The sequence below is a fragment of the Sphaerisporangium sp. TRM90804 genome (assembly GCF_029846175.1).
In the GTDB taxonomy this organism is placed as follows: Bacteria; Actinomycetota; Actinomycetes; order Streptosporangiales; family Streptosporangiaceae; genus Sphaerisporangium.
The window spans coordinates 94,985-105,736 of the sequence record NZ_JARWAC010000009.1 but is presented as its reverse complement, the minus strand read 5'-3'; the positions used below and the strand labels follow the sequence as shown (position 1 = coordinate 105,736).

General features: G+C 73.8%; 10 protein-coding genes. 6 read left to right on the top strand and 4 right to left on the bottom strand.

The annotated features are described in order from the left end of the window. Nucleotides 1-50: 50 nt before the first annotated feature. Nucleotides 51-1,265 (top strand): ice-binding family protein, encoded by a 1,215-nt coding sequence (locus PYR91_RS11155; protein WP_279779487.1) that lies wholly within the window; start codon nucleotides 51-53, stop codon nucleotides 1,263-1,265. Nucleotides 1,266-1,281: 16 nt separating this feature from the next. On the opposite strand, the gene PYR91_RS11150 is transcribed toward PYR91_RS11155, so the two are convergent. Together PYR91_RS11150 and PYR91_RS11145 are read right to left on the bottom strand one after the other, a co-directional pair. After that, entirely contained in the window at nucleotides 1,282-1,938 is a 657-nt protein-coding gene (locus PYR91_RS11150) for a response regulator transcription factor (protein ID WP_279779486.1), read from the bottom strand. Further along, entirely contained in the window at nucleotides 1,935-3,074 is a 1,140-nt protein-coding gene (locus PYR91_RS11145; protein WP_279779485.1) for a histidine kinase, read from the bottom strand. The genes PYR91_RS11150 and PYR91_RS11145 overlap by 4 nt, the downstream gene beginning before the upstream one ends. Before the next feature lie 119 nt (nucleotides 3,075-3,193). On the opposite strand from PYR91_RS11145, the gene PYR91_RS11140 reads away from it, so the two are divergent. Further along, on the top strand, nucleotides 3,194-4,306 hold the full coding sequence (locus PYR91_RS11140) for a DUF418 domain-containing protein (protein WP_279779483.1): 1,113 nt from the start codon (nucleotides 3,194-3,196) through the stop codon (nucleotides 4,304-4,306). 94 nt (nucleotides 4,307-4,400) lie between these two features. Here PYR91_RS11140 and PYR91_RS11135 read toward each other — a convergent pair whose 3' ends face one another. Both PYR91_RS11135 and PYR91_RS11130 read right to left on the bottom strand, forming a co-directional pair. Beyond that, a complete protein-coding gene (locus PYR91_RS11135) occupies nucleotides 4,401-5,663 on the bottom strand; it encodes a SpoIIE family protein phosphatase (RefSeq protein WP_279779481.1) in 1,263 nt (420 codons plus the stop codon). 5 nt (nucleotides 5,664-5,668) lie between these two features. Beyond that, a complete protein-coding gene (locus PYR91_RS11130) occupies nucleotides 5,669-6,439 on the bottom strand; it encodes an alpha/beta hydrolase (RefSeq protein WP_279779480.1) in 771 nt (256 codons plus the stop codon). 220 nt (nucleotides 6,440-6,659) lie between these two features. Here PYR91_RS11130 and PYR91_RS11125 point away from each other — a divergent pair, with 220 nt between their 5' ends. Genes PYR91_RS11125 through PYR91_RS11110 form a run of 4 tightly spaced genes read left to right on the top strand, consistent with a single transcriptional unit; the run spans nucleotide 6,660 to nucleotide 10,652 of the window. Next, on the top strand, nucleotides 6,660-8,231 hold the full coding sequence (locus tag PYR91_RS11125) for a carboxylesterase family protein (protein ID WP_279779479.1): 1,572 nt from the start codon (nucleotides 6,660-6,662) through the stop codon (nucleotides 8,229-8,231). A 14-nt stretch (nucleotides 8,232-8,245) separates the two neighbouring features. Continuing rightward, nucleotides 8,246-8,947 carry a hypothetical protein gene (locus tag PYR91_RS11120; protein ID WP_279779478.1) on the top strand — a complete coding sequence of 234 codons (702 nt, stop codon included), beginning with the start codon at nucleotides 8,246-8,248 and terminating at the stop codon, nucleotides 8,945-8,947. Then, entirely contained in the window at nucleotides 8,938-9,480 is a 543-nt protein-coding gene (locus PYR91_RS11115) for an SRPBCC family protein (protein WP_279779477.1), read from the top strand. Before PYR91_RS11120 ends, PYR91_RS11115 begins: the two co-directional genes overlap by 10 nt. After that, nucleotides 9,477-10,652 carry a glutathione-dependent formaldehyde dehydrogenase gene (locus PYR91_RS11110; protein ID WP_279779476.1) on the top strand — a complete coding sequence of 392 codons (1,176 nt, stop codon included), beginning with the start codon at nucleotides 9,477-9,479 and terminating at the stop codon, nucleotides 10,650-10,652. The genes PYR91_RS11115 and PYR91_RS11110 overlap by 4 nt, the downstream gene beginning before the upstream one ends. Nucleotides 10,653-10,752: the final 100 nt, after the last annotated feature.

Sequence of the window (10,752 nt, the reverse complement as noted above, 5' to 3'; positions counted from 1 at the left end):
CCGGGTGCTAGAACAAGATCACTAATCGGGGTGCACGGGGTAAGGGGTTCATGAGACGTCTTGCGCGAGCCGTGCCGCGACGCGCCGAGGTGCCGGGGCCGGTGAAGACGCGGGCGGCGGGAGGATCGTCCACCGGGGCCGCCCGGCCGCGGTCCGCGCTGTTCCGGCTGGCGGTCCTGGCGCTGGCGCCCGTCGCGTCGATGCTCATCGCCACGCAGTCCAGCGCCGTCGCCCCGCAACCGCCGGTGGACCTCGGAACCGCCGGGGACTTCGCCGTGCTGGCCGGGAGCACCGTCACCAACACCGGCGCCACCGTCGTCACCGGGGACCTCGGGCTGAGCCCCGGGACGGCGGTGACGGGCTTCCCGCCCGGCACCGTCACCGGGACGATCCACGCCGCCGACGCCGCCGCCGCGCAGGCCAAGGCCGACCTCGTGGCCGCCTACGACGACGCCGCCGCGCGGACCCCCGCCACCACCGTGCCGACCCAGCTCGGCGGCACCACCCTGACGCCGGGCCTCTACGACTCCGCCGCCGGCACCTTCCAGATCACCGGGAACCTGACCCTGGACGCGCAGGGCGACCCGGGGGCCGTCTGGATCTTCCAGACCGCCTCCACCCTCGTCACGGCGTCCGCCGGCACGGTGACCCTCGTGGGCGGCGCCCAGTCCGCCAACGTCTTCTGGCAGGTCGGCAGCTCGGCCACGCTGGGAACCGGCAGCAGCCTCGCCGGGAACGTCCTGGCGCTGACCTCGATCACCGTCACCACCGGCGCGAGCGTGGACGGCCGCGTCCTTGCCCGCGACGGCGCCGTCACGCTGGACGCCAACACCGTGACCCGGCCCGCCGGCGCCCTGTTCATCAGCGTGCCCGAGACCGCGAACCTGGGCTCCGCGACGGCCGGCGCCGCCCGGGTGTCGGGACGGCTCGGCGGGGTGACCGTGACCGACACCCGCGGCGGGGCGGACACCGCCTGGACCGCGACCGTCAGCTCCACCGACCTCACCACCGGTGGCGGCACAGCGGCCGAGACCATCGCCAAGGCACTCATCGGCTACGCGCCGGGACCGGCCACCGCCACCACCGGTGACGCCACGTTCACCCCCGGAACCGCGGGCGACCTCGGCTCGGCCCGCACCGCCTTCTCGGTCTCCGGGGCCGCGGGGGACAACTCCGCCACCTGGGACCCCCTGATCACGGTCACCCTGCCGGCCGGCGTCGTCGCCGGGACCTACACCGCGGTCATCACGCACTCGGTCGTCTGAGGCGGCCGCCGGGCCGCTAGGTGTCGCCCATCATGCGGTTCTCCCAGGCCCAGGCGGCGATCTGGGTGCGGTTGCGCACGCCGAGCTTGGTCTGGATGCCGGACAGGTGGCTCTTGACGGTGCTCAGCGAGATGAACAGCTCGGCGGCGATCTCCTGGTTCGTGCGCCCCCTGGCGATGGCGCGGACGACCTCGGACTCGCGCTCCGACAGCGGCCGCGGGGGGCCGTCCGCGGCCGGGGCGGCGGCCGCGGTGAAGCGGCGCAGCAGCCGCAGCGTGACGGACGGCGAGATCAGGGCGTCCCCGGCGCTCGCGGCCCGGACGGCCTCGACGAGCAGGGACGGGCCGGCGTCCTTCAGCACGAAGCCCACCGCGCCGCCGCGCAGCGCCCCGTAGACGTACTCGTCCAGGTCGAAGGTGGTGACCACGACCACCCGGAGCGGGTCGTGGACGCCGGGGCCTGCCAGGGCGCGGGTGACCGCGACGCCGTCGAGGCACGGCATCCGGATGTCGACGAGGCACACGTCGGGGCGCAGCCTCCGCGCGAGGGCGACGGCCTCGGCGCCGTCCGCGGCCTCGGCGACCACGCTGATGTCGGGCTGGTCCTCCAGGATCAGCCTCAGGCCGCGGCGGATCATCGCCTGGTCGTCGGCGAGCAGCACCCTGATGGTCATCGGCGCCCCGGCCCCGGGACCGGCAGCGTGGCGAACACGGACCAGCCGGCCCCGGGACGCGGGCCCGCGCGCAGGGTGCCGCCGAGGGCCTCCAGGCGCTCGCGCATCCCCATCAGGCCGTACCCGCCGCGATGGTGGTACCTGGCCGGGACCTGCGGCGCGTCGTCGACGACCTCCACGGTGACGGCCTGCCCGTCCTGGGCGACGCTGACCGTCACCGAGCGGGCGTGCCGGGCGTGGCGGGAGATGTTGGTCAGCGACTCCTGCACGACCCGGTAGACGGTGCTGGTGACCTCCGGCGGCCACGCCGACTCGTCGGCGGTCGACCGCAGGCGCACCGCGGGGCCGTGCCCGTCGAAGCGGCCCACCAGGTCGCCGAGCCGCTCGGGCGCGGCGGGGACGGCGTCGTCGGCCTCCCGCAGCAGGCCGATGACGCGGCGCATCGCGGTCAGCGCGCCCGAGCCGGCGGCCTCGATGTCCGCGAGGGACTCCTCCAGCAGCTCGGGGTGCTTGCGGGCGACGATCCGGGCGCCCTGGGCCTGGAGCACCATGCCGGTGATGTGGTGGGCGACGACGTCGTGCAACTCCCTTGCCAGGTCCAGGCGCTCGTCACGGCGCACCCGGTCGGCGACGGCCCGGCGGCGGGCCTCCAGCAGCCGCAGGCACAGGCCGGTCGCCAGTGCGGCGAGCCACGCCGTGCCGTTCAGCACCGTCGCGGCCGGGACGGGGAAGGACGGGGAGGCGGCCCAGGTGCCGGCGACCACCGCGAGCCCTCCGGCCGCGACGGCGCCGGCGGGCGCGGGCGGCAGGGCCCTGACCGCCGAGCCGACGAGCACCGACAGGGCGAGGGCCATCGCGGGGCCGGGCTCGCTGGGCAGCCCGGCGAGCCGGGCGGTGAGGACGGCGGCCGCCGCGACCGCGAGCCCCGCGACCGCCGCCCCGGCCCTGGCGCGCCGGCGCGCCAGGGCGATGACGCACACCACCGCCCCGGCGCCGCAGTGGAACCACCAGTAGCCGCCGCCCCAGCTCTGCGCGATCAGCACCGCCGACAAGGCCAGCGTCGCCGCGAACACGGCGCACAACCCGATGTCGGCCACGATCTCGGCCCGCCCGGACGACGGGCCCCGAACACTCACGACGCCCAGGCTAGGAGGTCGGCGCCGCGCGCTGAACCGGCCGAAAGTACGGTCCCGGACGGCGCGAACCCCGCTTTGGCCCCATGCCGGCGGCGCGCCCGGCTCCGAAGGATGGGCCCATGCCAGATGAAGAGTTCCCTCTCGCGGCCGAGCCCGAGGGCCCCGCCGGCCGTCACGGCAACCGCCCGGCCCTGCTCCGAGACGTCCCCTCCGGGCCCGCCGGCCGCCCGGACGACGGGCCCGGAGACCGCGCGGCGAGCCCCGCCGGCCGGCCGCGCATCACCGCGCTGGACGTGCTGCGTGGGTTCGCGCTGTGCGGCATCCTGCTGGCCAACGTCCAGCCGATCGCCAACGCCGGCGCCCCTCTGATCGTGACCGGCGCACCCACGGGGGAGGGGGCGTGGCTCGGGCTGCTCATCCACCAGCGCTTCTTCCCGATCTTCTCCCTGCTGTTCGGCGTCGGGTTCTCGCTGCTGCTGGACTCCGCCGCGGACCGCGCGCCCCGGCCCCGGCTGCTCCTGCTACGCCGGCTCCTGGTGCTGCTCGCGGTCGGCGCGCTGCACCACGTGCTGCTGTGGCAGGGCGACATCCTGGCGGTCTACGCCGTCGTCGGCCTGGTGGTGCTGCTGCCCTCGACGTGGCTGCCGCGATGGGCCGTGGCCGCCCTGGCCGTCGCGCTCGTCGCCGCGTCGCTGATCACGGCCGGCGGCCAGTTGACGATGGTCCCGGGGCTGTTCCTGCTCGGCTCGGCCCTGACCCGGTACGGGGTGATCGGCCGGATCGAGCGGTCCACGCGGGTACCCGCCGCGCTGGGGCTGCTCTTCGCGGCGGCGGCGGTGCCCATGGTGGCGGCGCAGGTCGGCGACCCGGGCAACGTGCCCGTGTTCCACCTGGCCGGGCTGCTGATCGCGGGGGTGTACGTGTGCGCCCTGCTGGTCCTGCTCAGGACGCCGCTGCGGCGCGCGCTCCTGGCCGTGTTCGCACCGCTGGGCCGGATGGCGCTGACCAACTACCTGACCGCCAGCGTCATCGTCCTGGCCGTCTCGCGGTTCGTCAGCGGCCCGCCGCACCTGTGGCCGACGGCGACGGTGTTCCTGATCGCCGCCGCCGTGCTCACCGCCCAGTGGCTGTTCTCCACCCTCTGGCTGCGCCGTCACCGCCAGGGCCCGCTGGAGTGGCTCTGGCGCTGGGCCACCTGGGCCCGCCGCCCGCCCCTGCGCCGCACGGGATGACCGGCGCCCCCGCCCGCGCCGTGGTGTGCTCCGGGGCGTCGCCGGCCGCGGCCGGTGATCGCCCGCCGGGCTCACGCGGGCTTCACGTCGGCCGTCAGCCCGTCAAGGCGCCTCGCGCGCGGGGGGAGGGGACGCCGAGGGCCAGGGCCGCCGCGTCGTCGCCCAGGCCGTCGCCGAAGCCGTCGAGCAGGACCGCCAGCGCGGCGATGATCCCGGCGGCGCCGGCGGGCGCGAGCCTCGCGGCGAAGGCGCGCAGGGCCGGCTCTCCGTAGCGGCCGTCGGGGGTGCTTCCGGCGGCGGTCCTGGCCTCGGTCAGCCCGTCGGTGTACAGCAGCAGGGTGTCGCCGGGCGCCAGACGGATCCGCCGGGCGGTGAACGTGGCGCCGGGGAAGACGCCGACGAGCAGGCCGTCCGGGGTCGTCTGGTACTCGGCGGCGCCGTCGGCGCGCAGCAGCAGGCACGGCGGGTGGCCGCCGGAGGCGAGCGTGACCGAGAAACCGTCGCCGTCGGGGGTGAGGATGCCGAAGATGACGGTGCAGAAGCGGGGATCGTCCCCGTGGGACTCCCGGTGCAGGGCCGTGTTGAGGGTGTCCAGCACGGTGACCGGGTCGAAGTCGTAGACCGCCGCCGCGCGCAGCGTGTAGCGGATCAGGGACGTCACCGCGGCGGCGGCGGCCCCCTTGCCGCACACGTCGCCGAGGAAGAAGCCCCACCGGTCGGCGGTGAGCTGGAACACGTCGTAGAAGTCGCCGCTGACCCGGTCGCGGGAGGCGATGTGGTAGTAGGCGGCCGCCTCCAGCCCGGGCACCGCCGGCAGCGAGGGCGGCAGCAGGCTGCGCTGCAGGGTGGCGAACAGGCGCTGGAGCCGTTCGCGTTCGACCTCGGCCTCCCGGCGCGCGCGCAGCAGCTCGCGTTCGTAGGCGCGGCGGTCGGAGGCGTCGAAGACGGTGGTGCGGATGAGCTGCGGCCGCCCGTCGGCGCCGCACTTGACCGTGGAGGTGACCAGGACGGGCAGCCGGGTGCCGTCGGCCGCCCGCAGCTCCAGCGCCACGCCGCCGATCGCGCCCTGCATGGTCAGCAGGGGCGCGAAATGGGTCTCGTGGTACAGCCTGCCGCCGGCGGTGAGCAGGTCGGAGAAGGTGCGCAGGCCGACCAGCTCCTCGCGGGCGTAGCCGAGCCACTTCAGCAGGGTCGTGTTGATCTTGGCGATCTGGCCGTTCAGGAGTGTGGACAGGTAGCCGCAGGGCGCGTTCTCGTACAGGTCCTCGGCGCTGTCCTCGAGTAAGGACGGTAACAGCGCCGGCGCTCCGCCGCCGCGGTCCTCGGGGCGGGGTGGGTCGGTCCGATGCCCGGTCATGTGCTTCACCGATGGGCCGCGAAGGAGGCGATCGCCTCGATGGTGGCCTCCGGCGCGCTCAGCTGCGGGCAGTGCCCGGTCGCGGGCAAGGTGACCAGCCGGCTTCCCGGGATCTGATCCCTGACGAAGGCGCCGACCTCCGGGGGCGCGATCACGTCCTGGAGGCAGTCGACGACGAGCGTCGGCACGCCGACCTTGGCCAGGTCGGCGCGGTGGTCGGTCAGGAACGTGACGCGGGCGAACGCCCTGGCGATCTCCGGGTCGGTCCGGCAGAAGCTGTTGGTCAGCTCCTCGCCCAGCTCGGGGCGGTCGGGATTTCCCATGATCACCGGTGCCATCGCGGCGGACCAGCCCAGGTAGTTGCTGTCCAGCGACTCCAGCAGCTCCTCGATGTCGGCCCGGCTGAACCCGCCCCGGTACCCCTCGTCGTCGATGTAGCAGGGCGAGGGGACGAGCAGCACCAGCTTGGCGAACCGGTCGGGCTCCCTGATCGCCGCGAGCACCCCGATCATCGCGCTGACCGAGTGCCCGACGAAGACGACCTCCGGCAGGTCCAGCTCCCGGCAGATCCGCAGCACGTCGTCGGCGTAGCCGTCCAGGGCGGCGTACCGCTCGGCCTCCCAGGCCGACAGGTCCGACCGCCCCGACCCCACGTGGTCGAACGTCACGACGCGGAAGTCCCGGGCCAGCGCGGGCGCGACCAGGCGCCACATGTTCTGATCACAGCCGAAGCCGTGGGCCAGCATGACCGTCGGCCCGTCTTCGCGGCCGGTCACTTTCACATGGTTCCTGGTGCTCACTCCGCTTCTGCCCATAACCGGCCATCCTTCCACTGTCCCGCCCCGGACAGGGGGCATGACACTCACCGTGATCCTTCTCGGCCGGGGGCGCCGCCCGCGTCAAGAGGGCCTTCGCGCCGGGGGTGGAGGTAGATGCACCTCGGCCGGGTATTCAGGTGGGTTCCGCGACACGGCGACCGGCTCCATCATCATGACCATGAACATTTCCAAGACGAGCCGCGCGGTCCTGAGCCTGATCTCGGCGGCGACGGCCTTGCTGGCGATGGGCGTGCCCGCGCAGGCGGACACCGCGGCGACCACCGAAGGCGCCGTCGTCAGGACCGACGCGGGCGCGGTGCGCGGCACCGTCGCCGCCGACCACCGCCTCTTCCAGGGCATCCCCTTCGCCGCGCCGCCGGTCGGCGCGTTACGGTGGGCGCCGCCGCGCCCGGCCGAGCCGTGGCGTGGGGTGCGCGACGCCGCCCGGCCGGGGAACCGCTGCGCCCAGAACGCCGACGCGATCTCCGGGCTTCCCGGCAGCGCCTCGGAGGACTGCCTCTACCTCAACGTGACCACGCCGCGAAGCTCGCGCGGCCTGCGGCCGGTCATGGTCTGGGTACACGGGGGCGGGTTCACCGGTGGCTTCGGCGGCGACTACGACGAGCGGCGCCTGGCCGTCCAGGGTGACGTCGTGGTCGTCACGATCAACTACCGGCTGGGCGCCTTCGGGTTCTTCGGGTACCCGGGCCTGGACGGCTCGGGCACCTTCGGGCTGATGGACCAGCAGGCGGCGCTGCGCTGGGTGCGCCGCAACGCGGTGGCGTTCGGCGGGGACCCCGGCCGGGTGACGCTGTTCGGCGAGTCCGCGGGGGGCGACAGCATGTGCGCCCAGCTCGCCTCGCCGGCGGCGCGCGGGCTCTTCCACCGGGTGGTGATCCAGAGCGGGTCCTGCACCGAGCTGAACGTGCCAGACGCGATGTTCCCGGGCGTGGGCGCCGAGTACGACACCTGGAAGCCGCGCGCGCTCACGGAGGGGATCGGCTCCCGGGTGGCGGCCACTCTCGGCTGCGCCGATCCGGGCACGGCCCTGGACTGCCTGCGCCGCGTCCCGGTGGCCGACCTGCTGGCGCCGCAGACGCCGCCGGTGTTCTGGAGCCCGACGTACGGCACGCCCACCCTTCCCGTCCACCCCGCGCGGGCGCTGCGCGACGGCGAGTTCAACCGCGTGCCGGTTCTGGCGGGCACGACCCGCGACGAGGGCTCCTTCTTCGCCGCCACGTTCCCGCCCCTGGACGAGACCGCCTACCGCGGCCTGCTCGCGGTCGCCTTCGGCGGCGACGCCGACCGGGTGGCCGAGCTCTACCCGGCGGGGACCTCACCCCGTCAGGCCTGGGGCTCGGTGATCACCGATCGCGCGTACGCCTGCCCGAACCGGCGCAACGACCAGGTGCTCGCCCGCTGGGTGCCGGTCTACGGGTACGAGTTCGCCGACCGCGACGCCCCGCCGGCGTTCGAGTTCCCGCAGCCCCCGGACTTCCCGCTCGGGGCCTACCACGCCTCCGAGCTGCCCTACCTGCACGACATCCACGGCATCGACGTCACGCTGCGGCCTGACCAGCGACGGCTGTCGGACACGATGATCGGCTACTGGACCCGCTTCGCCGCCGAGGGCAGGCCGAGCGCCGTCTGGCCGCGGGTGCCGCTCGTGCGGTCGCTGGAGCCGGGCGGCGTACGCACCGCCGACCTGAACACCCGGCACAACTGCGACTTCTGGGACTCCCTGCTCTGAGCCGGCTGCCGGTCGTGTCGAAAGGGCGGGCGCTCGGCCCCGACGGCGAGCCGATCCTGTTCCAAGACCAGGACCGCTCGCGCCGGGACCGCACCCCCGCCGAGGTCCGCGCCGAACTGGCGGGCCACCAGGACCGCTCGCGCTGGGACCGCACCCTGGTGGGACACGGGCCGGCCGCCCTGGGGCGCGCCAAGAGCCTGCGCGGGCCGCTCGGCCCCGTGCAGGCGGCCATCGCGGCCTGCCACGCCCGCGCGCCCCGGTTCCAGGACACCGACTGGCAAGCCGTCCTCTCCCTGTACGACGCTCTCTGCCAGCTCGCGCCGTCGCCGGTGGTGGAACTCAACCGGCGCGAGCGCACCCTGCTCCTGCGACGAGCCGCCGCCGCGGCGGCGGCTCGTCGCAGGAGACGCCGTGATGCGGCGGCCCGGGACGGTGCGCAACCCAGGCGGCGGTCGGTTGGCGGGTGGGGTGGCATCCCGAGGGGTATCCACAGCTTGAATCAGCCGCACCGGGGGGGACGCGGTGAACGTGACCGCGCTCGGATGGCCATCGCCCATCGTGGCGAGCGCATTCTGCGGCGGCCTGTCGGTGTCACCGGCGTTGTCGTCGGCATCACGGTGGTGGACCTGCTGACCGACGTGCCGGCTACGCGGGCGAAGGAGATCGACTCCGTGCCGGCGGTGCGGGGCGAACACGGGGAGGATCCATGGAGCTGACGGCCACGACGACCATTCGCAAACCCGTACCGGAGGTCTACGCGTTCTGGCGCCATCTCGAGAACCTGCCGACGTTCATGGCGCATCTCGAGGAGGTCCGCACCACCGGTGACCGTACGAGCCATTGGGTCGCCGGCGGCCCGTTCGGCCAGAACGTCGAGTGGGACGCGGAGATCGTCGTCGAGACGCCCGACGAGAAGATCGTGTGGCGGTCGATCGCCGACGCCGACGTGCCGAACACCGGCACGATCCGGTTCATGCCCGCCCCGGACGGTGTGAGCACCGAGGTACACGTCGTTCTGGTGTACGACATTCCGGGCGGCGTGGTCGGCAAGGCGATCGCCAAGTACTTCGGCGAGGAACCGCACCAGCAGCTCGACGACGACCTGCGCCGGCTCAAGCAGGTGGTGGAGACCGGCGAGGTGGTCCGGTCCGACGGCGCTCCGTGGGGCAAGCGGGCCCGCAAGGAGTTCCCGCAGCGTCCGGCGCAACCGCTGTCGGACTCCGAGCTCGTGAAGGGAGCGGACGAGTGAGGGCGAACACCTGGGCGGGCCGCAACAAGGTCGAGGTCCGTGACGTGCCGGACCCGAAGATCCTGAACAAGCGCGATGCCATCGTGCGGATCACCTCCACCGCGATCTGCGGCTCGGACCTGCACCTGGTCGACGGGTATGTGCCCACGATGCAGGAAGGCGACGTCCTGGGTCACGAGTTCATGGGTGAGGTGGTCGAGGTCGGCCCGGGCGTCGACCCGGATCGGCTGCGCATCGGGGACCGGGTTGTCGTGCCGTTCCCGATCGCGTGCGGCGCGTGCGGCGCCTGCGCCGCCGAGCTGTACTCCTGCTGCGAGAACTCCAACCCCAACGCCGGAATCGCGGAGAGGATGTTCGGTCACCCGGTCGCGGGGCTCTTCGGCTACTCGCATCTGACCGGCGGCTTCGCGGGCGGTCAGGCACAGTACGCGCGGGTGCCGTTCGCCGACGTCGGTCCACTGAAGATCGAGTCCGATCTGACCGACGAGCAGGTGCTGTTCCTCTCCGACATCCTGCCCACCGGCTACATGGGTGCCGAGATGTGCGACATCCAGTCCAGCGACGTGGTGGCGGTGTGGGGGGCCGGCCCGGTCGGCCAGTTCGCCATGGACAGCGCCCGGGTGCTCGGCGCCGCGAAGGTCATCGCCATCGACAAGGAGCCGTACCGGCTGCAGATGGCCGAACAGGCGGGCCACACGCCGGTGAACTTCGAGGAGGTCGACGTACGGTCCCGGCTGCTGGAACTGACCGGTGGCCGGGGACCGGACAAATGCATCGACGCGGTCGGCCTTGAGGCCACCCACGGCAGCGCGCACATCGCCGCGTACGACCGGCTCAAGCAGGCCGTGAGGTTGGAGACCGACCGCCCGCACGCGCTGCGCCAAGCGATCCTGTCGTGCCGCAGCGGCGGCGTGGTCTCGGTGATCGGCGTCTACGGAGGTCTGCTGGACAAGTTCCCCGCCGGCGCGTGGATGAACCGGTCGCTGACCCTGCGCACCGGGCAGTGTCACGTGCAGCGCTACATGAAGCCGCTGCTGGGGCGCATCGAGCGCGGGGAGCTCGATCCCACCCGGATCATCACCCACAGGCTGCCGCTCGACGAGGCGGCACGCGGCTTCGAGCTCTTCAAGAACAAGCAGGACAACTGCGAGAAGGTCGTCCTCAAACCTTGACGGCCACCCGCATCCGACCGCCGCGGCGAGTGTGTCGGCCGGATGCGGGTCCATCCGGCGGCGCTGTTCTGTGATTCCCGCCCGGCAGTGCGGACGAGCC